Below are 26,762 nucleotides of genomic sequence, written 5' to 3' on the forward strand. Positions count from 1 at the left end.
CGCGGTGCTCATGCCAGGTCTGCGGGGATCAGCGAAAACAGAACGGTGTCGCGCGGGGTGCCGCCATCCAGGATGCCGTGGCGGGCGATGCCTTCGCGCGTCGCGCCGCAGGCTTCCGCGACCTTGATGCTGGCGGCGTTGCCGGGCATCGCCATGATCTCGATGCGCACCAGGCCGAGTTCGTCGAACCCGAAACCTGCCGCCTGCGTTGCGGCCTGTCGCGCAAAGCCGTGGCCGGTGAACGCGCTGCCGATCCAGTAGCCGAGGTTGGCGCTGCGCCGCTCCAGGTTGAGCTGGTTGAGGCCGGTGCCGCCGACGAGCCTGTCTTCCTCATCGACCACCGCGAACGGAAAGCCCGTGCGCGTGGCCCAGGCCTGCATCGAATAGGCGATCCACGCCTCGGCATCAGCCGGCGTGTAGCCGGCGCGACACCACGCCAGCCACGGTGACAGTTCGGCGCGCGAGGCCTGCACCAGCCGGTGCAGGGCTTCGGCATCGTCCATCGCCCATGGCCGGATGCGGACGCGGGCATCCCTTCCCGCCATGGCGCTTACAGCACTTCCGACGCGTGGTCGGCCAGGCGCGAACGCTCGCCGCGACGCAGGGTGATGTGCGCGCTGTGTGCCCAGTTCTTGAAGCGGTCCACGGCGTAGGTCAGGCCCGATGTCGTTTCGGTCAGGTACGGCGTGTCGATCTGCTCTACGTTGCCCAGGCAGACGATCTTGGTGCCGGGGCCGGCGCGGGTGATCAGCGTCTTCATCTGCTTGGGCGTGAGGTTCTGCGCCTCGTCCAGGATGAGATAACGCGAGAGGAAAGTGCGACCACGCATGAAGTTCATCGAGCGGATCTTGATGCGCGATGCCAGCAGGTCGTTGGTCGCCGCGCGTTCCCAGCTGCCGCCGCCCTTGGCATTGGGCATCAGCACTTCCAGGTTGTCGGTGAGCGCCCCCATCCACGGCGTCATCTTTTCCTCTTCGGTGCCGGGCAGGAAGCCGATGTCCTCGCCCACGCTGACCGTGGCGCGGGTCATGATGATCTCGCGGTAGCGCTGCGCGTCCATGGTCTGCGCCAGGCCGGCGGCCAGCGTCAGCAGCGTCTTGCCGGTGCCGGCGGTGCCGAGCAGGGTGACGAAGTCGATGTCCGGGTCCATCAGCGCGTTGAGCGCGAAGTTCTGCTCGCGGTTGCGCGCGGTGATGCCCCACACGGCGTGCTGCTGGCTGCGGTAGTCATCGACGATCTGCAGCACCGCCTTGCCGCCGCCGACCGAGGCCACGCGGAACTCGCTCTGCTCGTCGCCGGGCAGGTACAGGAACTGGTTGGCATACCAGTCGTCGTCATCCGACGTCGCCACTTCGTAATAGGTGCGGCCCTTGTCCGTCCACGACTTCAGCTCCTTGCCGCTGCGCTGCCAGAAATCCGCGGGCAGGGCTGTGGAGCCGGTGAACAGCAGGTTGAAATCGTCGAGCGCGCGGTCGTTCTCGTAGTCCTCGCTGGGGATGCCGGCGATCGCCGCCTTGATCCGCAGGTTGATGTCCTTGGAGACAAAGACCACGTGCTGGCCGGGCTCGCGCGCCTGCAACGCGACGATGGCCGCGAGGATGTGGTTGTCCGGCATCACCGTGCCGAAGGCGTCGCCACCGCCGCCGAAACCGGCGGTCTGGAATCGCAGCACGCCGCGCGCCGCCTCGCTCTTGAGTTGCAGGCCACCCGGCGGCCGCAGCTTGAGGCCGGTGGCGATCTTGTCGGCGCCCTGTTCCTCGATCAGTTCGTTGATGAAGCGGCTCACCTGGCGGGCGTTGCGCGAAGCCTCGCTGGTGCCCTTCTTGCCGTTGTCGAGTTCCTCGATCACCTGCATCGGCAGGAACACATCGTGTTCCTCGAACTTGAACAACGCGGTCGGGTCGTGCATCAACACATTGGTGTCGAGGACGTAGAGGCGCTTGCCTTCGGTCATGCGGCGTTCTTCCTTCGGGGCGTGGAAACGAAAACGCCACCGTCCGGCGGGGCCGGGCGATGGCGTCGGGAGCGGGGTGCGCGGGTCACTGCGATCGCGCGTCCTTGAGAGTGTCGAGTACCGCCTGTGCGTGGCCCGGCACCTTCACCGGCTGCCAGACGTGGGCGATGCGGCCTTCGGGGTCGATCAGGTAGGTGCTGCGGACGATGCCTTCGTACTCGCGGCCGTAGAGCTTCTTCGGCTGGATCACGCCGAAGGCGCGGCACAGGCGTTCGTCGGCGTCGCTGACCAGCGGGAACTCGAAACCCTGCTTGGTGCAGAAGTTGGCATGCGTCTTCACCGAATCCTTCGACACGCCCAGCACGTCGGCGCCGAGCTTGCGGAAGTCATTCAGAAGCGCCTGGAAGTCGCGGCCCTCGGTGGTGCAGCCCGGCGTGTTGTCCTTCGGGTAGAAGTAGAGGACGAGCCAGCTGTCCGCGTAGTCACCGAGGGTGACGCTGCCGCCATCGCCCAGCGCGAGCGGCAGCTTGAGGGTGGATGCGGGGAGTTTTTTGCCGGCTTCGGGCGTCGTCATCGTCAGAACTTCATCGGATCCATGATGGCGTCGAGGTTCAGGTGGTCGCAGAACTCGAGGAAGTCATCGCGCAGCGAGGCGATGTGCATGTCGGCCGGCACCCCGATGGTGATCTGCGCGGTGAACATCTCGGCGCCGGTCTGCATCGCCTTGTAGCGCGAGCTGTGCAGGTTCTCGACGGTGATGCCCTGGCGGTCGAAGAAATCCGCCAGCTGGAACAGGATGCCCGGCTTGTCGGCGGCCACCACTTCCACGATGTAGGGAATCAGGTTGGACTGCAGCGGCTTGGGGCCGGTGCGGTAGTGGACGATGCGCAGGGATTCATCGCGGCCCAGGCGCTCGATCATCGTTTCCAGCTTGGCCACCGCGTCCCACGAACCCGTGGCGAGCGCGGACACCGAGACATCGCGCCCCACCGTGGTCAGGCGTGCATCGACCAGGTTGCAGCCGCTGTCCGCGATGCGGCGGGTGACCGACAGCAGCGGCGAAGCCGGGTGCGTGCTGTAGGCGTTGATGAAGAGATGGTTCTCGTTCTGCGAAGGTCGTGCGGACTGGTCGTTCAAGGCGGTTCCGGGGTGACAGGCGCGAAGGCCTGAACGGTAGCCCGCATGCGGCGGGAAGCTCGGTGCAGGATACTTGCCGGGCATTTCAGGCCGCAAGTAACATGCGGCGGCACCCGGTGCCGTGTTTTCCGCGCCCGCGCACCGCTTCTTCACGCCAAGGGCACCGTCTTGCCACACGCTCCGCTTGTACTTGCCGGCAGCATCACCGCGCTGGCCACGCCGTTCGCCACCGATGGTTCGGTGGATTTCGATGCCTGGCGCCGGCTCATCGACCTGCAGCTCGAAGGCGGCACCCAGGCGCTGGTCGTTGCCGGCTCCACGGGCGAGGCCGCCGCGCTCACCGACGCCGAATTCGACGCGCTTCTCCGCGCCGCCGTGGCCCAGGTCGCCGGTCGCGTGCCGGTGCTGGCCGGCACCGGCCTGTCGAACACCGCCAAGACCATCGCGCTGACCCGCCACGTGGCCGCGCTCGGCGCCGATGCCGCATTGGTCGTCACGCCGCCCTATGTGCGCCCCACCCAGGCCGGTCTGCTCGCGCATTACCGCGCGGTCGCCGCCGAAGGGGGGCTGCCGGTCGTCCTCTACAACGTGCCGGGCCGCACCGGCTGCGACATGCAGCCCGAGACCGCCGCCGCGCTCGCCGTCGACCCCAACATCATCGGCATCAAGGAAGCGGTGTCCGAGTTGGCGCGCATGGCGGCGCTGCTGGAACTGAAATCACCCGGCTTCGCGATTCTGTCGGGCGATGACCCGACCGCCTGCCGCGCCATGCTGGCCGGCGCCGACGGCGTGATCTCGGTGGCGTCCAACGTGCTGCCGGCCGCGATGCGCCGCCTCTGCGACCACGCCCGTGCCGGCGAAACCGAGCCCGCCGCCGCCCTCGACGGTGCGCTGCAGCCGCTGTTCGACTTCATCGGCTGCGAACCCAACCCCATCCCGGTGAAGGCGCTGCTGCGCCATGCCGGCCTCGGTGACGGCCTGCGCCTGCCGCTGACTTCGCTGGCCAGCGGGAACGAAAGCCGGCTCGCGCCCGCGGCAGCGGCTATCCTTGCCCTTGAGAACGAATGCCGCCGTCCATCGCCGGCATCCACATGAACCCCCAGGAGATTTCCATGCGCATCGCTTCCCCCGGCCGCGTCGCCGTCATCGCCAGCCTTGTCGTCGCCGTCGCGCTGACCTCCGGCTGCAGCTGGTTCCGCAAGGACAACGCCGCCTACAAGCTGACTGGTGAAGCGCGCCCGCTGGAAGTCCCGCCGGACCTTGACCGCCCGGCCACCGATGGCGCCATGACCGTGCCGGCCCAGGGCGGCGGCAGCGTGATGGCATCCAGCGCCGGTCGTGGTGGCCAGTCGGCCGCCGCGCCTTCGGGCTTCAACCTGGCCGGCGTCGACCGCGATGCCGCCTTTGCCCGCGTCGGCGACGCGCTGGCCGGTATCCAGGGCGTGACCATCGCCAGCAAGGCCCAGCTGCTCGGCAGCTACGACGTCAGCTACGGCGGCGCCGACTTCCTGGTCCGCACCGCGCAGACCCAGAACGGCGTCTACATTTCGGCGGTCGACCCGCGCGGCCTGCCGGAAACCCGTGAAGGCCCGCTGGCCCTCATCGCCCAGCTCAAGGCCAAGCTCGGCGGCCAGTAAGGGCAGGGTGGTCGATGCCGGTCGGCTTCCGGCATCGACATGACGAAACGGGCGCCTTGGGCGCCCGTTTTCATTGGGATGCGATGTCGGCCTGGGTCAGCGCTCGAGGTAGGGCAGCTTGTCCGGCTTGCCGTCCCATTCCTTGGCTTCCGGCAGCGGGTCCTTGCGGGTGGTGATCACCGGCCACTCGGCGGAGAGTTCCGCATTGAGCGCGATGTAGCCTTCCTGGCCGGCCGGCACGTCGTCTTCGGGATAGATCGCGTTGGCCGGGCATTCCGGCTCGCACAGGGTGCAATCGATGCACTCGATCGGGTCGATGACGAGGAAGTTGGCGCCTTCGTGGAAACAGTCCACCGGGCAGACCTCGACACAGTCCGTGTACTTGCACTTGATGCAGTTGTCGGTGACGACGAAGGGCATGGCGGACCGGCGATGAGTAGGGCGCGATCGCGCCCGCCCATGAATGTGGTACTCCCTACGGGACTCGAACCCGTGTTTACGCCGTGAGAGGGCGTCGTCCTGGACCGCTAGACGAAGGGAGCGGATTGGTCGCATGAATGCGAGGAGGATAGTATAGAGGGCTTCGCGCAAATTGGCACGCCCACGGGACGCATGTCCGAAACCACTTCCAACGCCGCTTCGCCCGTGCTGCTCAGCATCCCGCGTGACGCCCACGCCGTGTCCCGCCGCGACATCAGCCCCAATGCGCTGCGGGTGCTCTACCGCCTGCGCGAGGCCGGTTTCCAGGCCTATCTGGTCGGCGGTGCCGTCCGCGACCTGCTGATCGGCGTCATCCCCAAGGACTTCGATGTCGCCACCGACGCCACGCCGGAAGAGGTCAAGTCGCTGTTCCGCAACTGCCGGCTGATCGGCCGGCGTTTCCGCCTGGCGCATGTGGTGTTTGGCCGCGAGATCATCGAGGTCGCCACCTTCCGCGCCGCTGGCGGCAACGACGACAGCGGCGACCGCGAGATCCACGACGACGGCCGCGTCCTGCGCGACAACATCTACGGCAGCATCGAGGAAGACGCGGTGCGCCGCGACTTCACCGCCAACGCGCTGTATTACGCGATCGAGGATTTCTCGGTGCGCGACTACACCGGCGGCCATGCCGATGTCATCGCCCGCAAGCTGCGCCTGATCGGCGACCCGGAATCCCGCTACCGCGAGGATCCGGTGCGGATGCTGCGGGCGATCCGGCTGGCGGCCAAGCTCGATTTCGAAATTGAGGCGGCCACCGCCGAACCGATCCCGCGCCTGGCCGGACTGCTGGCCGAAGCCGCGCCGGCCCGCCTGTTCGAGGAATGCCTGAAGCTGTTCCTGTCCGGCCATGCGGTCGCCAGTTTCGAGGGCCTGGAGCGCCACGGCCTGCTCGCCGTGCTGCTGCCGGAAACCGCCGAGGCCCTGCGCGCCAACCGTAGTGGTGCGCTGCGCCGGATGCTGGTCGCCGGCCTCGCCAACACCGATGACCGCGTCGCGCGCGATGAGCCGGTGTCGCCGGCCTTCCTGTTCGCGCTGCTGCTGTGGCCGGCCTATTGCCGCGCGTTGATGGCGCTGCAGGCGCAGGGCATGCATGTGTCCGAAGCGCAACGCCGCGCCGCCGACCGCGTGACCGTGCACCAGACCAAGATGATCGCGTTGCCGCGCCGGTTCTCCATCCCGATGCAGGAAATCTGGCTGCTGCAGTCGCGGTTCTCGCAGCGCAAGCGGGTGGGGCGCTGGATGGCGCATCCGCGTTTCCGCGCAGCCTTCGATTTCCTGCAGCTGCGCCAGCACGCCTCCAACGAGCATGCCGCCGACATCGCCTACTGGCATGAGGAGCAGGTGCGCGGGGGGATGGAGGAAGCGGCCGATGCCGCGCCTTCGCCCGACGACATCGCCGCCGAGGAAGCCGAGCACGCCGAAGGTGGGCCGCGTCGTCGCCGCCGCCGGCGTCGCAACGGCTGAGTTTTCGCATGATGGAGCTGGCTGAAACGCCGGTCATCGCCCACATCGGCTTGGGGGGCAATGTCGGCGACGTGGCCGCCACGCTGGACGCCGCGCTGGCCGGCATCGACGCATTGCCAGGCAGCCGCGTCATCGCCACCTCGCGCTTCTACCGCACGGCACCGGTCGGCGGCATCGCGCAGGACGATTTCATCAATGCGGTGGCGCGCATCGAAACCCGCTTGCCGGCACCTGCATTGCTGGACGGACTGTTCGCCATCGAACGCGCGCATGGCCGTGACCGCCATCGCGAACAGCGTTGGGGGCCGCGCACGCTCGACCTCGACCTGTTGCTGTACGGCGACGAGCGCATCGAGGCCGATGGCCTGACGGTGCCGCATCCACGCATCGCCGAACGTGCCTTCGTGCTGGTGCCGCTGCTGGAGGTGTCGCCGGAGGTGGTGATCTCCGACATCGGCCCCGCGCGTGACGCGCTGGCGATGATCGGAACTTGCGGCTGTGAAGCGTTAGGCTAGTCGCCCTCCCCAGACGCGATGGCCGACATGCCCGACGTTTCCGCCAAACCCGTGACGGTGCCCGATCTGGCCGCCATGCGCGCCGCCGGCCACAAGTTGGTGATGCTGACCTGCTACGACGCCGGTTTTACCCGCACGCTGGATGCCAACGGCGTCGACCTGATCCTGGTCGGCGACTCGCTGGGCATGGTGGTGATGGGGCTGGGTTCGACCCTGCCGGTCACGCTCGACGCGATGGTCTACCACACGCGCTGCGTGGCGCGGGCGCGGCGCCGGGCATTGGTGGTGGCCGACCTGCCGTTCCAGACCGATGCCACGCCGCTGCGTGCGCTCAAGGCGGCGACGCGGCTGCTGCAGTCGGGCGCCGGCATGGTCAAGCTGGAAGGCGCCGGCCACAAACTCGAGACCATCCGCTATCTGGTCGAGCGCGAGATTCCGGTCTGCGCGCACCTCGGGCTGACGCCGCAGTCGGTGCTGCGCTTCGGCGGCTTCAAGGTGCAGGGCCGTGGCGATGCGGCGGCGGAAAAACTCCGCGCGGAAGCGCTCGCCGTGGCCGAAGCCGGGGCCACGTTGCTAGTGCTGGAAGCGGTGCCGTCGGCGCTGGCGACTGCGATCACCCAGGCTTCGCACATCCCCACCATCGGCATCGGCGCCGGCGCCGGTTGCGATGGCCAGGTGCTGGTGCTGTACGACATGCTCGGGCTGGAGAGCGGCCATCGCCGACCGCGCTTCGTGCGCGATTTCCTGGCCGATGGCGGTTCGGTCGCCGGCGCGGTGCGGGCCTTCGCCGACGCCGTGCAGGACGGCAGTTTCCCGGCCGCAGAACACAGCTATGAAGCCTGACGAGGCAGCCTCCCCATGATCACCGCCACCACGCTCGATGCCCTGCGCGCGCAGGTGCGCGGCTGGCGGCAGGCCGGCCAGCGCGTCGCCTTCGTGCCGACCATGGGCAACCTGCACGCCGGACATTTCTCGCTGGTCACGCTGGCCAGGCAGCATGCGGACCGCGTGGTCGCCAGCGTCTTCGTCAATCCGACCCAGTTCGGCCCGAACGAGGATTTCGACCGTTACCCGCGCACGCCCGATGCCGACGCGGCGGGTCTGGATGAAGTCGGCTGCGACCTGTTGTGGCTGCCCTCGGTGGAGGCGATGTATCCGCTCGGCGTCGCGCAGGCGGTCAGGGTCAGCGTGCCGGGCGTGACCGAAGTGCTGGATGGTGCGCATCGCCCCGGGCATTTCGATGGCGTGGCGACGGTGGTGGCGCGGCTGTTCAACCAGGTGTTGCCGGATGTCGCGATCTTCGGGCGCAAGGACTACCAGCAGCTGGCGGTGATCCGGCACATGGTGCGCGACCTGGCGTTCCCGATCGAGATCGTCGGCGCCGATATCAAACGCGAAGCCGACGGGCTGGCGATGAGTTCGCGCAACCAGTACCTCTCGGCGGACGAACGCGCGACCGCGCCGGTGATCCATCGCGTGCTGGAGGCGATGCGCGATGCCGCATTACAGGGCCTTGCGCGCGAAGAGATTGAACGCACCGCGACGCGCGCGCTGGAACTGGCTGGCTTCGTGCCGGACTACGCGGTGCTGCGCACCCCGACCTTCGCCGAGCCTGCCGAAGGTGAGGCCGGTCCGCGCGTGGCCCTCATCGCCGCCAAGCTCGGCCGCACCCGCCTCATCGACAATCTCGAGTTCGAACTGCGCTGAAAACCCTGGCGCCGTGCTGCCGCCGCGGGCCTGAACACCCCGGCACGATTGTTGCGGCGCGGAAAACCACTGCCTACACTGCCCGCAGTTTCGACCGGCCCGGAGCCGAACCATGTTGCTGACCCTGCTGAAAGCCAAGATCCATCGTGCCTCGGTGACCCACGCCGAACTCCATTACGAAGGGTCCTGCGCCATCGACAGCCGCCTGCTGGAGCTGTCGGGCATCCGCGAGAACGAGCAGGTGCACATCTTCAACGTCAACAACGGCCACCGCTTCATCACCTATGCGATCCGTGCCGAGGCCGGCAGCGGCATCATCTCGGTGAACGGCGCCGCCGCGCACCGCGCACAGCCGGGCGACCTGGTCATCATCTGCGCCTACGGCCAGATGGACGAGGCCGAGGCGACCAACTACAAGCCGAAGCTGGTCTACGTGGACCGCGAGAACCGGCTGACCCACACCAACGAATCGATCCCCATGCAGGCCGCCTGAGCCGTGCAGAAGCGGCTGGCCGAACAGGCGGCGCGACTCGGGCAGGGCAGCCTGTGGGAACTGGTGACGGGCGATCCGGCCCGCGCCACCGATTTCGCGCTGCGGGTCGGCCCGCTCTACGCCAACTTCGCGCGCCAGCATGTCGACCGCGAGGCGCTGGCCGTGCTGTTCGACATCGCCCGCGAAGCCGATCTGCCCGCCGCGATGCGGCGCCTGGTGGATGGCGAACCAGTCAACTTCACCGAAAACCGTGCCGCGCTGCATACCGCGCTGCGTGGCGACCTGTCCCCGGCCCGCGCGGCGCGTGATGCTCACCGGCAGGCCGGCGAGGCGCTGGCGCGGATGGAGGCGCTGGTGGCACGGCTTCATGCCGATAGCCGCATCACCGATGTTGTCAGCGTCGGCATCGGCGGCTCCGACCTCGGGCCGCGCCTGGTGGTGGATGCGCTGTCCAGGCCCGACGCGCCTGTATGCGTGCATTTCGTGTCGAACGTGGATGCCTCGGCCATCGAGCGCACGCTGGTGGGGCTGGATCCCGCGCGCACCGCAGGCATCGTCATCTCCAAGAGTTTCGGCACGCAGGAAACACTGCTCAACGGCGCGATCCTGCGTGACTGGCTGGGCGACGGCACGCGGCTGTTCGCGGTCAGCGCCAACGTGGAGCGTGCCGGCCGCGAGTTCGGCATCGCGCCCGAACGCATGCTGCCGATGTGGGACTGGGTCGGCGGCCGGTACTCGCTGTGGTCGGCGGTCGGCTTCCCGATCGCGCTCGCATTGGGCATGCCGGCGTTCCGTGAACTGCTGGCGGGCGCGGCGGCCTTCGACCGTCACGCGGTGGAGTCGCCGCTGGAAGACAACCTCGCGGTCTGGCACGCGCTCACCGCGGTATGGAACCGCAATGCGCTGGGTGCGGCGGCACAGGCGGTATTCCCGTATGACGAACGTCTGCGCCTGCTGCCGGCCTACCTGCAGCAGCTGGTGATGGAAAGCCTGGGCAAGCAGGCGCGGCACGATGGCGAGGATGCCGGCATCGATACCGTTCCCGTCTGGTGGGGCGGCGTAGGCAGCGATGTCCAGCACAGCTTCTTCCAGGCGCTGCACCAGGGTACCCAGCAGGTGCCGGCGGATTTCATCGGCGTCAGTCGATCTGATCATGGGCATGAGGGCAGCCACGCTGCGATGTTGTCCAACCTGCTGGCGCAGACCGAAGCACTGGCCAATGGCCAGCCCAGCACCGACCCGCATCGCCGCTATCCCGGCGGTCGGCCCAGCACGCTGCTGCTGCTGGATGCGCTCACGCCGTCCGCACTCGGCCACCTGCTGGCGCTGTACGAGCACAGCACCTACCTGCAGGCGGTGCTGTGGGGCATCAATGCCTTCGATCAGTTCGGTGTCGAACTCGGCAAGCAGATGGCGACGAAACTGCTGCCCGCATTGCGTGGTGAAGCGGAAGCCGACGACCCGGTGACACGCGAACTGCTCTCGCAGATCCGCGCCCCGCGCTGACCGTCAGTCCTGCACGCCGTGGCGCGCGAGCGCCCAGGCGACATGTTCGCGCACGATTTCCGATGGATGCTCCATGCGTGAGCGCAATGCTGCGATCACCGCATCGGTCGTGGGCGCATTGCCCAGCGCCACCGCGATGTTGCGCAGCCAGCGCTCGTGGCCGGAGCGGCGGATCGCCGAGCCTTCGGTGCGCTGCAGGAATTCGTCTTCCTCCCACGCAAACAATTCGGCCAGCGTGGCGCGGTCCAGATCGTTGCGGGTGCGGAAGTCGGGTTCGTCGCTGCGCTGCGCGAACTTGTTCCACGGGCAGACCAGCTGGCAGTCATCACAGCCGAAGATGCGGTTGCCGATCGCCTCGCGGAACTCCAGCGGAATCGCGCCCTCGTGCTCGATGGTGAGGTAGCTGATGCAGCGTCGCGCATCCAGCCGGTAGGGCGCGATGATCGCCTGCGTGGGGCAGATGTCGATGCAGCGGCTGCAGGTGCCGCAATGGTTCGTCGCCGGTTCGGCGGCGGGCAGGGCGATGTCGAGATACAGCTCGCCGAGGAAGAACCACGAGCCGCCATCCTTGTCGATCAGGCAGGTGTGCTTGCCGATCCAGCCCAGTCCCGCGTTGCGGGCCAGCGCGCGTTCCAGCACCGGCGCCGAATCGACGAAGACGCGATGGCCGATCGGTCCGACGATGCCTTCGATGCGTTCCGCCAATTTCTGCAGGCGGTTGCGCATCAGCTTGTGATAGTCGCGGCCCAGCGCGAAACGCGCGATGTAGGCGCGTTCGCCATCTTCGAGCGTGGCCCAGGCTTCGTCGTGCTCGCGGCCGTAGTCCAGTCCGACCGAAATGACCGACAGCGTGCCGGGCAGCAATTCGGCCGGGCGCGAACGCTTGTCGCCATGCGCGGCCATCCACTGCATCGTGCCGTGCATGCCGGCCTGCAGCCAGTTGCGCAGATGGGATTCGTCATCGCCCAGCGCCACGCCGCTGATCCCGAAGCGGGTGAAACCGAGCGCCGCGGCTTCATCCCGGATCCGTGCGCTCAGCGTGTCGATGTCGGCGGGGGCGGCCATGGTGGAAGTATAGAATCGCCGCATGCCCAGCCCCTCCGCGCTGTACGACAACGCCGCGTTGCGCGCACTCGAACATCGCGCTTCGGCCATCGACGGCTTCGACGAAACCACCCTCATGCAGCGCGCGGGCGCGGCGGCCTGGCGATGCCTGCTGCAGCACTGGCCTTCGGCGCGACGCATCGTGGTGCTGTGTGGGCCCGGCAACAACGGCGGCGATGGCTGGGTACTGGCGAAGCACGCGCTCGATTCCGGCCTCGATGTCGCCGTCGTGCAGCTTGACGCGCCGCGCTCGCCGCTGTGCATAAGCATGGCCGATGCCTATCGCCAAGCCGGCGGCCATATCAATCATTTCGAAGACGCGTTGCCCGATGCGCATGTCATCGTCGATGCGCTGTTCGGTATCGGGCTGGATCGTGCGCCGCAGGGCGATGCCGCGCGCTTGATCGAAGCCGCCAACGCATCGGATGCGCCGATCCTCGCGCTGGATACGCCGAGTGGCGTCGATGCCGAACACGGCGCGGTGCCCGGCGTGGCCATCATCGCCACCCACACGCTCCAGTTCATCGCCGCGCATATGGGTCTGGCGACCGGCGCGGCCATCGACCATGCAGGTGCGCTGTCGCTCGCCACGCTGGACCTGCCGGACAGTTGTTTCGAAGAGATCGTGCCCGTCGCGGAAACCATGCCGACGCCGCGCCTGCCGCGCCGCGCCCGCGATTCGCACAAGGGCCGCTTCGGGCATGTGCTGGCGCTCGGCGGTGATGCGGGCATGGGCGGGGCCATCGCGCTGGCGAGCGAGGCGGCTTTGCGATGCGGCGCCGGTCGCGTATCGGTGGCGACGCGCGCGATGCACGTGCCGATGCTGCTCGCGCGGCGCCCGGAGGCGATGGCCCATGCGGTCGAAAACGCGACATCAGCATTCCCGTTGATCGAATATGCGGATGCACTCGCCATCGGCCCCGGCCTGGGACAGGGCGATTGGGGTCGCGCGTTGTTCGATGCGGTGATCCGTGCGGACAAGCCCATGGTGCTGGATGCCGACGCCCTCAACCTGTTGGCGATGTCGTCGCGGCCGGTGCCGCGCGCGGTGCTGACGCCACATCCCGGCGAGGCCGCGCGACTGCTCGACACGAGCATCGACGGCATCCAGCGCGACCGTCGGGCCGCCGCCGAAGCGCTGGCATCCGGATTCCAGTGCGCGGTGGTGTTGAAGGGTGCCGGTTCGCTGATCGCTGCGCCCGGGCGCACGACGCGGGTGATCGCGCTCGGCAATCCGGGCATGGCCTCGGGCGGGATGGGCGATACGTTGACCGGTATCGTCGCGGCGCTGCTGGCGCAGGGGCACGAGCCTTTCGAGGCCGCTTCGTTCGGTGCCTGGCTGCATGCGCGTGCCGGGGATCGCGCCGCCGTCGCGGGCGAAGCGGGCCTGCTGGCCAGCGATCTCATCGACCAGCTGCGTGCGACCATCGCGGCATGCAGCGCATGAGCTTCGACCTCTTCCTCCCCGATCCCGCCGCCACCGACGCGTTGGCCGCCAGCTTCGCCGACGCGCGCCCCGCATCCGCCAACGTCCATCTGCATGGCGATCTGGGCGCCGGCAAATCCAGTTTCGCGCGTGCGTTCCTGCGCCGGTTGGGCGTGGCGGGCGCGATCCGCAGCCCGACCTACACGCTGGTCGAGCGCTACCCGCTGGCCGATGGCCGCGAGGCGCTGCACCTCGACCTGTACCGGATCGGCGACCCGGGCGAGCTGGAATTCCTCGGCATCGAGCCGGAGCAGGTGGCGCTGTGGCTGGTCGAATGGCCCGAGCGCGGCGCCGGTGCGTTGCCGGCGGCCGACCTGCATCTGCGGCTGGCGATCGAGGGCGAGGGCCGTCGCCTCCGGGCCGAGGCAGATACGTCGGCGGGGCAGGCGTGGCTGGATGAAGTGGCTGCCCTGACTTAAGTAAGCTGAGAGAAAGTTAACCGATGTGCCGGATTCATAAAGAAAAATGGTTGAACTGAAAGCGGCTGGATGGTTGAATCCGGTCATGCGCGCACGGGGACTGCGATTCGACCAACTTTTGCTGGGGCTGATGCTCCTGCTCGCCCTGTGCTGGAACCTGGCCGAAGCGCGCGAGGTGAAATCGGTCGCCATCCGCGATTCCGCGACCGGCACCCGGGCGGAAATCTTCCTGGACAGCCGCGCCGAATACCGCGTCATCCCGCTCTCCAATCCCGACCGGCTGGTGCTCGACGTGCTCGACACCGGCCTGTCGCCGAAAGTCCGCCTGCCGGCGGGTGGCGGGGTGATCAAGGCGGTGCGCAGCGGCAGCCCGGAACCGGGCGTGACCCGCATCGTGTTCGACCTGGCCGCGCCGGTTGTGGTGATGGGCCCCAATCTGGAATGGCGCGAAGGCAGCGCCGTGTTGGTGCTGGTATGGCCGGATGACGGCAAGTCGGGGCGCGATGCGACTGCGGAAGTCCGCACCTCTGCGGCCGATACGCCTGCACCGCCGAAGCCGGTCGAGACCAAGCCCGAACCCACGCCTGCCGAAGCCGTCGCGGCCGCCAAGCCCGAGCCGAAGCCGGCATCCACATCCCAGCCCGATCCCGCCGCCATCATGGCCGGCAAGGCACCAGCCGCCGACGCATTGCCTACGGTGAAGCAGGGCAGCGGCACCGTCGCGACCGGCATCCCGACCCGCGTGGCGACCGGCACGCCCGTGTCCACGCAGCCGCCGTCATCGCAACCCGTCACCCCGCCCGCAAGCGACGCCAAGCCGGTCCGCAGCGCGCAGGACCTGGCCCGCGACGCCCGCCTGCGTCCGCTGGTGATCGCGATCGACGCCGGCCACGGCGGCCAGGACACCGGAGCGATCGGCGCCGCCGGCACCCGCGAGAAAGACCTGACCCTGAAAGTCGCGCGCGAGCTGGCGCGGCAGGTGGATGCGATGCCGGGGATGAAGGCCTACCTGACCCGCGACGCCGACTTCTTCATCCCGCTCGACCAGCGCTACAAGAAGGCACGCGCGGCGAAGGCCGACGTCTTCATCGCCATCCACGCCGATGCCTTCATCAATCCCCAGGCCAACGGCTCGTCGGTGTGGGTGCTGTCGCAGCGCGGCTCCACCTCGCAGGCGGCGCGCTGGCTGGCCGACCGCGAGAACGCGGCGGACCTGGTCGGCGGCGTGCGCCTGAAGGACAAGAGCGACACGCTGGCCTCGGTGCTGCTGGACCTGTCGCAGAGCGCCACCCAGCGCGCGTCGGAGGCCATTGCCAAGGACGTGCACATCGGCCTGTCGCGCATCGGCCGCACGCACAAGAAGGAAATCGAACGCGCCAACTTCGTGGTGCTGCGTTCGCCGGACGTGCCCTCGATGCTGGTCGAGACCGCCTTCATCAGCAATCCCGACGAGGAGCGCCGGCTCAACGATCCGGACTACCAGCGCCGGATCGCCCGCGCGGTGCTGGACGGCATCCACAACTATTTCACCCGCCTGCCGCCGCCCGGCACCTGGTACGCCGCCAAGCGCAACGGCACGCTGGGCAGCGTGGACGGCGAGCCCGACGCCGCGCCCTGAACCCGCACGGTTATCATCGTCGGCCCACGAGAACGCCGACGCCGTGACCGAACCGCGCATCCGCCTGCTGCCTGAAACCCTCGCCAACCAGATCGCCGCCGGCGAGGTGGTGGAGCGGCCCGCCTCGGTGGTCAAGGAACTGGTCGAAAACGCGCTGGACGCCGGCGCGAAACGCGTCGACATCGACCTGGAAGAAGGCGGTGTGCGCCTGATCCGCGTGCGCGATGATGGCGGCGGCATCGCGCCGGAAGAGCTGGCGATGGCCGTGCAGCGCCACGCGACCAGCAAGATCGCCACGCTCGATGACCTGGAAGCGGTCGCCACGCTCGGGTTCCGGGGCGAGGCGTTGCCGTCGATCGCTTCGGTCAGCCGTTTCCGCATCAGTTCGCGCCGCGCCGCCGATGCCCACGGCCATGCGCTGGATGTCGAAGGCGGCCGGGTCGGTGAGCCGCAGCCCGCCGCGCAACCCGAAGGCACCACGGTGGAAGTGCGCGACCTCTTTTTCAACGTGCCGGCGCGGCGCAAGTTCCTGCGCGCCGAGCGCACCGAACTCGGTCACATCGAGGAATGGCTGCGCTCGCTGGCGCTGGCGCGCCCCGATGTCGAACTGCGGCTGTCGCACAACGGAAAGGCGACGCGCCGCTATCGCGGTGGCGCGACGACGCGCTGATCGCCGACGACCGCCTGCTGCAGACGCTGGGCGAGGAATTCAGCCGCAACGCGCTGGCCGTGGACCACGAGGCCGCCGGGCTCACGCTGCGTGGCTGGATCGCGCAGCCGGCCTACAACCGGCCCAGCGCCGACCAGCAGTACCTGTACGTCAACGGCCGCGCGGTGCGTGACCGCAGCGTCGCGCACGCGGTCAAGCTGGCCTATGCGGATGTGCTCTACCACGGCCGCCAGCCGGCCTATGTGCTCTTCATCGGCACCGATCCGCGCCGGGTCGATGTCAACGTGCATCCGGCCAAGCACGAGGTGCGCTTCCGCGACGCCCGCCTGATCCACGACTTCGTGCATCGCACATTGAAAGAAGCGTTGGCCGGAACGCGTGCCGGCACCGCGATGGGCGCGACCGGCGAATTCGCGCCAGTGCCGCCGATGCCCGCGCCGGGCGAAGCGTCATCCACCTATTTCGACCGCTTCCCGCGTCCGCAGTCGCCGCTCGGGCTGCGCGTGGCCGACGCGCCCGCCGCGTATGCCGGGTTGTATGGCGATGTGGCTTCGGGGCCGCTATCGCCCCAGCCACTCCCGCAGGATGGCGAAGTGCCGCCGCTCGGCTATGCCATCGCGCAACTGCACGGCATCCACATCCTCGCGGAGAACGCCGATGGTCTCGTGGTCGTCGACATGCACGCCGCGCACGAACGCATCAACTACGAGAAGCTGAAAACGGCCTTCGATGGCGAAGGCCTGCGCCTGCAGCCACTGCTGGTGCCGATGCCGATCGCCGTGTCCCTGCGCGAGGCCGAGCTGGTCGAGCGCGAAGGCGAGGCCCTGCTGAAACTCGGCTTCGACCTGCAACGCGCCGGCGAGCAGTCGCTGCTGCTGCGTGCGATTCCGGCCCTGCTCGCGCAGGGCGATGCCGAAGCACTGGTGCGCGACGTGCTGGCGGATTTCGTCGAGCACGGCCACAGCCTGCGCGTCGCCGAAGCCCGCGACGCGCTGCTGTCGACCATGGCCTGCCACGGTTCGGTGCGCGCCAACCGCCGCCTCACCATCGCGGAAATGAACGCCTTGCTGCGCGAGATGGAAGCCACCGAGCGTTCCGCGCAATGCAACCACGGCCGCCCGACCTGGACGCGCTTCAGCCTGGCCGAGATCGACCGCTGGTTCATGCGTGGGCGCTGACGCGTTGGCCACATCGGCCACCCATAGAATGTCCGCATCACCCGCCAAGGAAGACCCATGCTGAAGCCGCTCGCCTTCGCCCTCTCCCTGCTGCTGGCCGGCCCCGCGTTCGCGCAGGCCAAGACGCCCGCCGCCCCGGCTTCGGCCCCGGTCCCGCTGATGTGGACCGCCTGCGACGCCGACAACTGCCTGTACCTGCTGGGCAGCTTCCATGTGCTCAAGCCCGCCGACTATCCGTTGTCGAAGGATGTCGATGCCGCTTTCGCCGATGCCGAGAAGCTGGTGTTCGAGATCCCGCCGCAGGAGATGCAGTCGGCCGAGCTGCAGCAGCAGATGATGGCCGCCGCGCTGCGCCGCGATGGCACCCAGCTCAAGGACGAACTCACGCCCGATCAGAACGCCAAGCTAGACGCCTGGCTCAAGGCCAACGAGGCCGCGCTGGCCAAGCAGGGTCTGGCGCCGGCCGTGTTCCAGATGTTCAAGCCGTGGTTCGCCAGCCTGATGGTCAGCCTGACCGGCATGACCCAGATGGGCATGCAACCGGAACTCGGGCTGGACCGTCATTTCATGGCGCGCGCCGACAAGGCCGGCAAGCCGGTGTCGGGGCTGGAAACCGGCAGCGGGCAGGTCGCGCTGCTGTCCGGCATGACGCCGGAAGAACAGCGGCAGATGCTGGAGGAGTCGCTGGATTCGGTCGCCAATGGCGGCATCGAGACCCGCAAGCTGCACGACGCCTGGCGCCGCGGTGATGCCGAAGGCCTGATCACCGGCACCATCGACGAGATGCGCAAGGAATACCCGCGCCTCTACCAGGCGATCAACGTCGAACGCAACGATGCGTGGGTACCGCTGCTGGAACAGCGCCTGAAAACGCCGGGCACCGACGACCACCTGGTCGTGGTCGGCGCGATGCATCTGCTGGGCCCGGATGGCGTGGTCGAGAAGCTGCGCGCCAAGGGCTACACGGTCAAGCGCATCTGCTCCGCCTGCGCCGCCAAACCCGGCGCGAAGCCGAAGAAGAAGTAAGCCGCCTCAGCCGACCGGCTGCATCACGATGCAGTCGACCGGGCAGGGCGCGACGCAGAGTTCGCAGCCCGTGCACAGCGGCGCGATGACCGTGTGCATCAGCTTGGATGCGCCGACGATCGCGTCCACCGGGCAGGCCTGGATGCACTTGGTGCAGCCGATGCAGTCGGCCTCGATGATCATCGCGACGATCCCCGGTTTGCATTCGCCACGTTCGCGGTCGTAGGGCAGCACCGGGACACCCAGCAGCTTCGCCAGCGCACGCGCGCCGACATCCCCGCCGGGCGGGCAATGGTCGATGCCGGCTTCGCCCCGCGCCAACGCTTCGGCATAGGGGCGGCAGCCTTCGAAGCCGCATTGCCCGCACTGGGTCTGCGGCAGCAGGCGGTCGATGCGTTCGACCAGCGTTTCGGAATCGGACGATGCACGGACTTGCATGGTCATGCCTGCGCCGTCATCGCCATGCAACGCGCCTCAGCGCACCGGCATGCCGGGCTGCGCCGTGGCATCGGCATCCAGCAACGCCAACGCGCCGCCATCGAAACCGGCGGACAGGATCATCCCTTCGCTCAGGCCGAAACGCATCTTGCGCGGCGCGAGGTTGGCGATGAACACCACGTTGCGGCCGACGAGCGCGTCCGGATCACCATAGCTGGCGCGGATGCCCGAGAAGATCTGGCGCTGACCGAGGTCACCGGCATCCAGCAGGAAGCGCAGCAGCTTGTCCGAGCCTTCGACGAAGCCGCATTCCAGCACCTTGCCGATGCGCAGGTCGAGCTTGGCGAAATCGTCGATGCCGATGGTGGCGATGTCGCCGCTTTCGGCCTGCTTTGCAGGCGCCGCGGCAGAAGATGCGGCCGCCTTGGCAGATGCGGCGGCTTCGGTGGGGGGCTTGAGGGTGTCCTTGCTGGCTTCGGTCATGGCTTCGATGTGCTTGGGGTCGATGCGGGTGAACAGCGGCTGGTAGGGCTGGATGCGGTGGCCGACCAGCGGCGCATCGCAATCCGTCCAGGACGACAGCGGCGCGGCCATGAACGCGGCCACGCGCGCGGCCACGGACGGCAGCACCGGCGCCAGCGCGAGCGCCAGCACGCGGAACAGGTTGAGGCCCTGCGTGCAGACCGCCTGCAGTTCGGCTTCGGCGCCTTCCTGCTTGGCGATGACCCAGGGCTTTTCCTCGTCGATGTATTTGTTGGCTTCGTCGGCCAGCGCCATCGCCAGTCGCAGCACCTGCGCGGCGTCATTGGCGGCGTAGGCGGCGCGGATCGCGGGGAGCGCGTCGATGAAGCGCGCGTAGGTCGCCGGCTCGGGCAGGGCATCGGCCAGTTGGCCATCGAAACGCTTGTCGATGAAGCCGGCGCAGCGGCTCGCAAGGTTGACGAACTTGCCGACGATGTCGCTGTTCACCCGGCTGACGAAGTCGGACAAGTTGAGGTCCAGGTCGTCCACGCCGCCCGAGGTTTTGGCCGCGAAGTAATAGCGCAGCGCTTCCGGATCCAGGCCCTGGTCGAGATAGGTGCGCGCCATGACGAAGGTGCCGCGCGACTTCGACATCTTCGCGCCATCGACGGTCAGGTAGCCGTTGACGTGCAGGCGCGTCGGCGTGCGGTGGCCGGAACCGTGCAGCACCGCCGGCCAGAACAGGCCGTGGAAGTTGACGATGTCCTTGCCGATGAAGTGGTGCATCTCGGCAGCGGAACCGGCATTGAGGAAGGCGTCGAAGTCGATGCCTTCGCGCTCGCAGAGCGCCTGGAAACTGGACAGGTAGCCGATCGGCGCATCCAGCCAGACGTAGAAATACTTGCCCGGCGCACCCGGGATTTCGAAACCGAAGTAGGGTGCATCGCGCGAGATGTCCCAGGCGCGCAAGCCACCTTCGCCTTCCAGCCATTCGCCCAGTTTGGCCTTGACGCCGGACACCGCGACATCGCCCGCCAGCCATCCGCGCAGGAAGCCTTCGAACTGGCCCAGCTCGAAGAAGTAATGCTCGGAGTCGCGCAGCTCCGGCGCCGCGCCGGACACCACCGACTTCGGATCCTTCAATTCGGTCGGCGCATAGGTGGCGCCGCAGGCCTCGCAGTTGTCGCCGTACTGGTCGGGCGTGCCGCAGTTGGGGCAGGTGCCTTTGACGTAGCGGTCGGGCAGGAACATGCCGCGCTCGGGGTCGTACAGCTGCGAAACCGTGCGCCGGCCGATGTGGCCGTTGGCCTGCAGTCGCGCGTAGATCGCCTCGGTCAGCGTGCGGTTGCGCGGCGAGTTGGTCGAGTCGTAGTGGTCGAAGGCGACGTGGAAATCGCCGAAGTCGCATTCGTGCGAGGCCTGGATGCTGGCGATGAAGGCTTCCGGCGTGGCGCCGGCCTTTTCCGCCGCCAGCATGATTGGCGTGCCGTGGGTGTCGTCGGCGCAGACGAAGTGCACCGTGTCGCCAGCCATGCGTCGTGCGCGCACCCAGATGTCGGCCTGGATGTAGCCGACCAGATGGCCGAGATGCAGCGGCCCGTTGGCATAGGGCAGGGCGCTGGTGACGAGGGCGGGTGCGGACATGGTGTGCAGGCGGCGAAAAGGGCCGCGATTATCGCACGCGGTTTTCATCGCCCACGAAGAAGGCCCGGTTTCCCGGGCCTTCCAGGTACAGCGATTGCGATGCGGTCAGTGGCGGACCCAGGTCTGCTCGCGGCAGATGAAAGCGATGCAGCCGGACATGCCGAGCTTGTCGCCGCCGCTCTTGAGTTCCAGCTTGGACTTGTAGGTCTTGCCCTTGGCCGGGTCCAGCACGGTGCCGCCGGCCCACTTGCCGTTGCCGTCGGGCTTGAGGCCCCACAGGATCACCATGCCCTTGACCGGCTTGCCCTTGTTGGCACCCGAGCACTTGTCGCAGGTCGGGTTCGGGCCGCGGTCGGAACTGAGGATCTCGATGACCCGGCCCTGCAGCGTGCCGTTGCTGGCCTGGGTGATCTCGACGATGGACTTGGCCTTGCCGGTCTCGTCATCGATCGTCTTCCACTTGCCGATCGGCGACTGGGCCGAGGCGAGCATCGGCACGGCGGCGAGGCCGATGGCGAGTGCGAACAACGTCTTGCGCATGTGTATCTCCTGATGTGGGCTCCCCCGGTGGCCACTGCCAGCGGATGAGGTCGTTATATCCCATTCGCCCGCGTGCGGTTAAAGCTGCGATGCAGCAATTCAGGGCACGGTGGGCGGGTGATGCCGCGGGTTAAGCGATGTGGAGGGGCGGGCGCAGGCCTGTCCCTCCGTGAACGGTCAGCGTGCAGCCGGCCTGCCGATGTGGCGGTCGAAGAACTCCAGCATCTTTGTGTAGAGGTTGATGCGGTTCTTGACGTCGTAGAACCCGTGCATCTCGCCACTCTGGATGATGACGCCTTCTGGCGGATTGCCGGCGGCCTTGAGTGCTTCTGCCATCCGCTCGGTCTGTTCCGGCGGCGTACGCACGTCGCGCGCACCGGCAGCCAGATAGACCGGAATCTTCACCTCCGACGCGCGGCTGGCCGGCGAATTGCGGGCCCAGACCGCCTTGTCCGTGCCGTGGGTGCGGCGCAGGAAGCGCTGGCCGGATTCGCTTTCCGGGATGTCGCCGCGCTTATGCATCATGTCGATGTCGTAGACGCCGACGTAGCCGAACGTGCACTTGAACATGCCTGGCGCGCGGATCGGCGCCATCAGCGCCGAATAGCCGCCGAAGCTGCCGCCGTAGATGCAGATTCGGTTCTTGTCCGCATAGCCCTCGTTGATGGCCCACTGGGTGGCATCGATGATGTCGTTCTGGATGCCGTCGCCCCACTGCTGGTGGCCCGCCTCCTGGAACGCGCGGCCGTAGCCGCCCGAACCGCGGAAGTTCATCTGCAGCACCGCATAACCGCGGCTGGCGAACATCTGTGCTTCGCTGTTGAAGCCCCAGTTGTCGCGCGGCCCGATCGGGCCGCCATGCGGATTGACGATCAGCGGCAGGTTCTTGCCGTCGCTGCCGGGCGGCAGCGTCAGGTAGCCGTACACCGCCTTGCCGTCGCGGGTATCGACGCGGAAGGGCTTGACGCTGCCCATGCGCTTGGCATCCAGCCACTGGCGGCCCTTCATCAGGAAACGGGCGGTGCCTGCCTTGCGGTCGAACAGGTACAGCTCCCCAGGGTTGCGGTCGCCGCGCACGCTCACCACGATCTTGTCGCCATCGCGCGTCGCGCTGGAGAAGTCCACGATCTGGCCGGGGAACGATTCCGAAAGCGAGGTGTAAATGTCGGCGTCCGGGTGGCTTTCGTCGAGCAGCGTCACGTGCGGCGCCGCCGCTTCGGTCACCACGCCGATCAGGGTCTTGTCGTCGCTCGACCAGAGGTAGTCGGACACTTCCGCGACATCATCCTTGAACAGCTGCTTGAATTCGCCGGTCTTCGTGTCGAGCGTGCCGATGGCGGCCGGGGTCTTGCCGTCGTCCTGCTCCGCATAGACCGTGCCGTCGCGGGTGGTGGCGATCACCGCCAAGTGCTTGCCGGCCGTCTTCGATGCATTGACCAGGGTCCACTCGCTTCCATCACGTCGATACAGCTCGGTGCGCTCGTCGTACTCGCCGTCGTCGCCCACGCTGGAGGAGCAGACTGCGAAGCGAACTTCCTTGGCGGCGTCGAGCGACAGGCTGCAACCCGCCTTCGGCGCGCGGCCGATCGACGTGCGACGGCCGGTGAAGGTGTCCATGCGCACCACTTCCGCGTTGGCGCCCTCGGAGGAACGGGGCGAACGCATCAGCATCAACACCTGACGGTCATCGTCGTCCAGCGTGTCGATCATCGAGAAACTCTCATAGCCGACGGATTTGCCGCGCTGTGTTGCGTCGCGTGTGCCGCGGAAGATCACCGGCGTGGGCTGGCTGCCATCGGCGTTCACCGCATACCACTCGCCGAGCAGGAACGGCGAGGCGTAGCCGCCCATCTTGCGCGCGGCGGTGAACATCAGGCGGTTGGGCCCCACCCAGTAGAAGCCCGCGATGCTCTTCTTGTCCGGCAGCTGGGTGGTGTTGATGATCTTGAGGTCGCTCAGGTTCATCACCGTCAGCACGTCCTGCTCGCCTCGATCCACCGAGATGGCCAGGTAACGGCCGTCGGGCGAGATCTTCGCGCTCTTGAACGTCGGGAAGCGGGCGAAGTCCTCGATGGTGTAGGGCTTCGCGGACTGCGCGAGGGCCGGTGCCGAAATCGCGAAGGCGACGGCGAGCGCAAGTGTCCGGGTAATCGTCATCGGATGTCCTTGTCGTGTCATGTGTTCATGAAAAACAAAGCCCGGCGGTTGCCGGGCTCTGCTTGGTTCCAGTTGCCCGTCAGAAGCGGTAGCCGACGGTCAGGTTGTAGCGACGGCCGCGCGGATCCGCACCGATGGTGTAGTCGTAGTACGGATAACCCTGGCTCGGATCGTGGCGGTACATCGTATTGAAGACGTTGACGATGTCGAAACGTGCCGTGATGTTGGTGCCGAACTTGCGGCCCACCGAGAGGTTGTACAGCGACCACGGGGCCAGGCGCTTCTGATAGCAGATGCCCTGGTTCGGCGCGGTGTAGCAGCCGTCGGCGCTTGCCGCGCTGCCGGTCGTGCCCAGGCGCATGCCGAACACCGCGGCGTTCCACTTCTCGCCCTGCCAGCTCACCGTGCCGCGGATGCGGCTGCGCTGCGGTTCGCCCAGGTCGTCGCGGTAATCGACGAGCGGATCGATCTCGAAGCGCTTGTAGCGGTCGGTCAACAGCAGCGAGTAGCCGACGTCGAACTGGAACGTGCCAAAGCGGTCGGTCGTGGTGCGGTAGCGCCAGCTGGCGTCGATGCCCGAAGTGTCGACCAGTGCCGCGTTGATGTAGGCGGTGTTGAGGCGATCGATGCGGCCGTCAAGCGCGGTGCCCGGGGCGACCAGTCGGGTGACCAGGCCGGTGATGTTCGAGCAGAACGCCGAGGTCAGCGGCTGCGCGTTCGCGGAGCTCCAGCTACCCAGGCGGCAGGCCGCTTCGGCACGCAGGATGAAGTCACCGCTCAGGCTGATAGCCTGGTCGCTCAGCTTGATCCGGTAGTAGTCGGCCGACAGCGACATGCCGTCGGTGATGTCCCAGACGAAGCCGGTGGTCAGGGTCTTGGCTTCCTCTTCCTTGAGGCCCGGGTTGCCGGCGATCACGCTCTGGGCCTGGTAGATGGTCGGGTCACCGGTGATGTTGCACTGGGTGCGCGTACGCGGACCGGCGGTGGCACCCGGCCCGATGCCGGCGCGGCAGGCGTATTCGTCCAGGATGGTCGAGTAGGAGGCGGCGCCTTCCGCATAGACCAGCTGCATGTCCGGTGCCTTGAAGCTGGTGGCATAGGTGCCGCGCAGCAGCAGGTTTTCCAGCGGACGCCATTCCAGGCCGAGGTTGTAGGTCACTGCGTCGTCGACGGCGGTGATGTCGTCGTACTTGTCGTAACGGCCGGCGATCTGGGCGGTCAGCGACTTCAGCAGCGGGACGCGGAACTCGACGCCGGCCGCATAGCGGTCACGCGTACCGATGGTGCGGCCCGAGCTGGTCAGGTTGTAGACGGTCTGGGCATCGAGCGGGCGCAGCGGGTTGGTGCGCGGATCGCTGACCATGTCCACTTCCTGGCGCATGCCTTCCAGCACGGCGGCGAAGCCAAGCGGGCCGGCCGGCATCTCGAACAGGTCGCCGCTGATGTTGAACTGGGCGGAGCTCGAAGCCGTCTGGGCGCGGTTGATCACGCGGGTGGAGAACGAACGGTAGATGTCCGGCGTGATCGGCGTGTTCCAGTTGGTGCGGTTCAGGCGGTAGATCGGGTAGATGCTGGTAAAGCCCAGGCGCGGCCCGAGGAAGTAGTCATGCACGGCCTGCGCGAGCAGGCGCGGGCGGTCCTGGGTGTAGTCGTACTTGCCATGCTGGATGTAGGCTTCCCAGTCGAACTTGCCAAGCGAGCCTTGCAGACCAGTGGTGATGTCGTATGACTTCTCGTCATACAGCGTGGAGGCAGCTTCCGCGCCACCCAGTTCGAAGGGGTTGAAGACGCGCTGCAGCTGCACCAGGTGGCGCAGGTCCGCATCGTAATACACCGAGGTCGTCCCGCCGGTGCTGGTGATCATTGCGCGGTCGCCGCTGGTGCCCCAGAACTCGGTGCCCGAGCTCGACTTGGCCTTCGACTTGTACAGCGTCAGGCTGGCGAAGCCCTGCAGGTTGTCGGTGAAGTCGAACGTGCCGTAGCCGTAGCCGGAAACGGTTCGCTGCTCGTTGGTGATCGAGCGCGAGCTGGACTGGGTGTCGGAACCGCAGTAGGTGCCTCGGGCCGCGGTGGTCACGGTGCGGTAGCCGAACGCATTACAGGCGGCTGCATCGTAGATAGCGTTGTGGTTGGTCGGGCCGGCCGGCGAGGCCGATGCGCGGATCGCGGCCAGCGACAGCGCCGGATTCACGGTCAGGCCCCAAGGGTTGTTGCGCTGGTCGTACATGAAGTGGCGCTGGTCGCCGAAGATCGGCTCCTGGCGGTCGAGCTGCACGCCCCACACGCCGCTCCAGCGCTCGCCGGTGCGGCCACCGGTGTATTCGATCTTGCCGTACTCGCCGCCACCCTGTTCGGTGGTGCCGAGGGTGCCGGCGATGTAATTGCCTTCGTAATTCTTGCGCAGGACGATGTTCACCACGCCGGCCACGGCGTCGGAGCCGTAGATGGCCGAGGCGCCGCCGCTCAGCACTTCAACGCGTTCCACCATCGACGACGGGATCGAACGCACGTTCACCACGTTGTTGTCGCGGTTGTACGGCTGCGGGTACTGCGCCGGGCGACGGCCGTTGATCAGCGTCAGCGTGTAGCCAGGGCCAAGGTTACGCAGATTCACCACCTGGGCGTTCGGGGTGAAACCGCTGGTCGCCAGGTCGCCCGTGAACGAGTTCGTGGTGCTCTGGGCGAGCGACTGCAGCATGTCGCCGACTGTCTGGAAGCCTTCGCGGTCGATCTGCTCGCGGCTGATGACGGTCACCGGCGCCGGGCCTTCAACCTGCGAGCGCTTGATGCGCGAACCGGTCACGGTCACGGTATCGAGGCTGCCGGACTGGCTGGTGGTCGAGGTGGTCGTCGTCGCCTTGGCGTCCTTGTCTTCCGGCTCGGTCGGAGCAGTCTGGGCATGGGCGGCACCGGCGCCTGCCATCAAGGCGAAGGCGAGGGCGGCGGACAACGGGTTGATTTGCGGGCTCTTGCGCTGACGCATGGTCATCTTCTTTATCCCCTGGAAATGAACAGCTTTTTGCCCGGCGTCCGGCGGGCGAGGTGTGAACGCTTTGTGAACATATGGCACAGATCTGGAACCTGTGCAACATATTCTTAACCTCGCGGGTGAACAGGCTTAACG

General features: G+C 67.6%; 23 protein-coding genes, 1 tRNA gene and 1 pseudogene. 13 read left to right on the forward strand and 12 right to left on the reverse strand.

What is annotated here, in order from left to right; genetic code table 11:
* Positions 1 to 8 precede the first annotated feature (8 nt).
* From DCD74_RS03110 to DCD74_RS03125, 4 genes are all read right to left on the reverse strand, one after another.
* Complete coding sequence (locus DCD74_RS03110; RefSeq protein ID WP_162615885.1) at positions 9 to 503, reverse strand: GNAT family N-acetyltransferase; 495 nt, start codon at positions 501 to 503, stop codon at positions 9 to 11.
* Between the two features lie 47 nt (positions 504 to 550).
* Positions 551 to 1,954: a PhoH family protein gene (locus DCD74_RS03115; RefSeq protein WP_112926029.1), complete on the reverse strand. Its 1,404-nt coding sequence runs from the start codon at positions 1,952 to 1,954 to the stop codon at positions 551 to 553.
* A gap of 85 nt (positions 1,955 to 2,039) precedes the next feature.
* Complete coding sequence (locus tag DCD74_RS03120; RefSeq protein ID WP_112926030.1) at positions 2,040 to 2,528, reverse strand: peroxiredoxin; 489 nt, start codon at positions 2,526 to 2,528, stop codon at positions 2,040 to 2,042.
* A 2-nt stretch (positions 2,529 to 2,530) separates the two neighbouring features.
* Positions 2,531 to 3,091 carry a glycine cleavage system protein R gene (locus tag DCD74_RS03125; RefSeq protein WP_162615886.1) on the reverse strand — a complete coding sequence of 187 codons (561 nt, stop codon included), beginning with the start codon at positions 3,089 to 3,091 and terminating at the stop codon, positions 2,531 to 2,533.
* Between the two features lie 168 nt (positions 3,092 to 3,259).
* Between DCD74_RS03125 and dapA the strand changes: the two genes are divergently transcribed.
* Positions 3,260 to 4,186: a 4-hydroxy-tetrahydrodipicolinate synthase gene (dapA, locus tag DCD74_RS03130; protein WP_237049641.1), complete on the forward strand. Its 927-nt coding sequence runs from the start codon at positions 3,260 to 3,262 to the stop codon at positions 4,184 to 4,186.
* 17 nt (positions 4,187 to 4,203) lie between these two features.
* On the forward strand, positions 4,204 to 4,728 hold the full coding sequence (locus tag DCD74_RS03135; protein ID WP_112927634.1) for a hypothetical protein: 525 nt from the start codon (positions 4,204 to 4,206) through the stop codon (positions 4,726 to 4,728).
* 96 nt (positions 4,729 to 4,824) lie between these two features.
* On the opposite strand, the gene fdxA is transcribed toward DCD74_RS03135, so the two are convergent.
* Complete coding sequence (fdxA, locus tag DCD74_RS03140; protein ID WP_112926033.1) at positions 4,825 to 5,148, reverse strand: ferredoxin FdxA; 324 nt, start codon at positions 5,146 to 5,148, stop codon at positions 4,825 to 4,827.
* A 46-nt stretch (positions 5,149 to 5,194) separates the two neighbouring features.
* A tRNA-Glu gene (locus DCD74_RS03145) sits at positions 5,195 to 5,270 on the reverse strand.
* 70 nt (positions 5,271 to 5,340) lie between these two features.
* On the opposite strand from DCD74_RS03145, the gene pcnB reads away from it, so the two are divergent.
* The 6 genes from pcnB to pgi all read left to right on the forward strand — a co-directional run bounded on the left by pcnB (position 5,341) and on the right by pgi (position 10,896).
* The gene (pcnB, locus tag DCD74_RS03150; protein WP_112926034.1) at positions 5,341 to 6,675 is read left to right on the forward strand and encodes a polynucleotide adenylyltransferase PcnB; all 1,335 of its coding nucleotides are present in this window, start codon (positions 5,341 to 5,343) and stop codon (positions 6,673 to 6,675) included.
* Positions 6,676 to 6,683: 8 nt separating this feature from the next.
* Positions 6,684 to 7,190 (forward strand): 2-amino-4-hydroxy-6-hydroxymethyldihydropteridine diphosphokinase, encoded by a 507-nt coding sequence (folK, locus tag DCD74_RS03155; RefSeq protein WP_237049642.1) that lies wholly within the window; start codon positions 6,684 to 6,686, stop codon positions 7,188 to 7,190.
* Positions 7,191 to 7,217: 27 nt separating this feature from the next.
* A complete protein-coding gene (gene panB, locus DCD74_RS03160) occupies positions 7,218 to 8,033 on the forward strand; it encodes a 3-methyl-2-oxobutanoate hydroxymethyltransferase (protein WP_407072209.1) in 816 nt (271 codons plus the stop codon).
* A gap of 15 nt (positions 8,034 to 8,048) precedes the next feature.
* Entirely contained in the window at positions 8,049 to 8,897 is an 849-nt protein-coding gene (gene panC / locus DCD74_RS03165; protein ID WP_112926036.1) for a pantoate--beta-alanine ligase, read from the forward strand.
* A gap of 112 nt (positions 8,898 to 9,009) precedes the next feature.
* A complete protein-coding gene (panD, locus tag DCD74_RS03170) occupies positions 9,010 to 9,390 on the forward strand; it encodes an aspartate 1-decarboxylase (RefSeq protein WP_112926037.1) in 381 nt (126 codons plus the stop codon).
* A gap of 3 nt (positions 9,391 to 9,393) precedes the next feature.
* Positions 9,394 to 10,896, forward strand: a complete 1,503-nt coding sequence (pgi, locus tag DCD74_RS03175) for a glucose-6-phosphate isomerase (protein ID WP_112926038.1) — start codon at positions 9,394 to 9,396, stop codon at positions 10,894 to 10,896.
* A 3-nt stretch (positions 10,897 to 10,899) separates the two neighbouring features.
* On the opposite strand, the gene queG is transcribed toward pgi, so the two are convergent.
* A complete protein-coding gene (gene queG, locus DCD74_RS03180; protein ID WP_112926039.1) occupies positions 10,900 to 11,961 on the reverse strand; it encodes a tRNA epoxyqueuosine(34) reductase QueG in 1,062 nt (353 codons plus the stop codon).
* A 22-nt stretch (positions 11,962 to 11,983) separates the two neighbouring features.
* On the opposite strand from queG, the gene DCD74_RS03185 reads away from it, so the two are divergent.
* The 5 genes and pseudogenes from DCD74_RS03185 to DCD74_RS03205 all read left to right on the forward strand — a co-directional run bounded on the left by DCD74_RS03185 (position 11,984) and on the right by DCD74_RS03205 (position 18,397).
* Positions 11,984 to 13,447 (forward strand): NAD(P)H-hydrate dehydratase, encoded by a 1,464-nt coding sequence (locus tag DCD74_RS03185; protein WP_112926040.1) that lies wholly within the window; start codon positions 11,984 to 11,986, stop codon positions 13,445 to 13,447.
* Positions 13,444 to 13,905 (forward strand): tRNA (adenosine(37)-N6)-threonylcarbamoyltransferase complex ATPase subunit type 1 TsaE, encoded by a 462-nt coding sequence (gene tsaE, locus DCD74_RS03190; protein ID WP_112927636.1) that lies wholly within the window; start codon positions 13,444 to 13,446, stop codon positions 13,903 to 13,905. The genes DCD74_RS03185 and tsaE overlap by 4 nt, the downstream gene beginning before the upstream one ends.
* Before the next feature lie 130 nt (positions 13,906 to 14,035).
* A complete protein-coding gene (locus DCD74_RS03195; protein ID WP_237049643.1) occupies positions 14,036 to 15,523 on the forward strand; it encodes an N-acetylmuramoyl-L-alanine amidase in 1,488 nt (495 codons plus the stop codon).
* A gap of 43 nt (positions 15,524 to 15,566) precedes the next feature.
* Positions 15,567 to 17,371, forward strand: a pseudogene (mutL, locus tag DCD74_RS03200) (DNA mismatch repair endonuclease MutL).
* A 57-nt stretch (positions 17,372 to 17,428) separates the two neighbouring features.
* On the forward strand, positions 17,429 to 18,397 hold the full coding sequence (locus DCD74_RS03205; RefSeq protein WP_237049644.1) for a TraB/GumN family protein: 969 nt from the start codon (positions 17,429 to 17,431) through the stop codon (positions 18,395 to 18,397).
* 6 nt (positions 18,398 to 18,403) lie between these two features.
* On the opposite strand, the gene rnfB is transcribed toward DCD74_RS03205, so the two are convergent.
* From rnfB to DCD74_RS03230, 5 genes are all read right to left on the reverse strand, one after another.
* Positions 18,404 to 18,841, reverse strand: a complete 438-nt coding sequence (rnfB, locus tag DCD74_RS03210) for an Rnf electron transport complex subunit RnfB (protein ID WP_237049645.1) — start codon at positions 18,839 to 18,841, stop codon at positions 18,404 to 18,406.
* Between the two features lie 30 nt (positions 18,842 to 18,871).
* Entirely contained in the window at positions 18,872 to 20,941 is a 2,070-nt protein-coding gene (gene metG, locus DCD74_RS03215) for a methionine--tRNA ligase (RefSeq protein ID WP_112926042.1), read from the reverse strand.
* A gap of 105 nt (positions 20,942 to 21,046) precedes the next feature.
* Complete coding sequence (locus DCD74_RS03220; protein WP_112926043.1) at positions 21,047 to 21,481, reverse strand: DUF2147 domain-containing protein; 435 nt, start codon at positions 21,479 to 21,481, stop codon at positions 21,047 to 21,049.
* 177 nt (positions 21,482 to 21,658) lie between these two features.
* The gene (locus tag DCD74_RS03225) at positions 21,659 to 23,638 is read right to left on the reverse strand and encodes an alpha/beta hydrolase family protein (protein WP_112926044.1); all 1,980 of its coding nucleotides are present in this window, start codon (positions 23,636 to 23,638) and stop codon (positions 21,659 to 21,661) included.
* Between the two features lie 79 nt (positions 23,639 to 23,717).
* Complete coding sequence (locus DCD74_RS03230) at positions 23,718 to 26,621, reverse strand: TonB-dependent receptor domain-containing protein (protein ID WP_162615887.1); 2,904 nt, start codon at positions 26,619 to 26,621, stop codon at positions 23,718 to 23,720.
* Positions 26,622 to 26,762: the final 141 nt, after the last annotated feature.

Source organism: Lysobacter oculi (genome assembly GCF_003293695.1).
Lineage (GTDB): Bacteria > Pseudomonadota > Gammaproteobacteria > Xanthomonadales > Xanthomonadaceae > Solilutibacter > Solilutibacter oculi.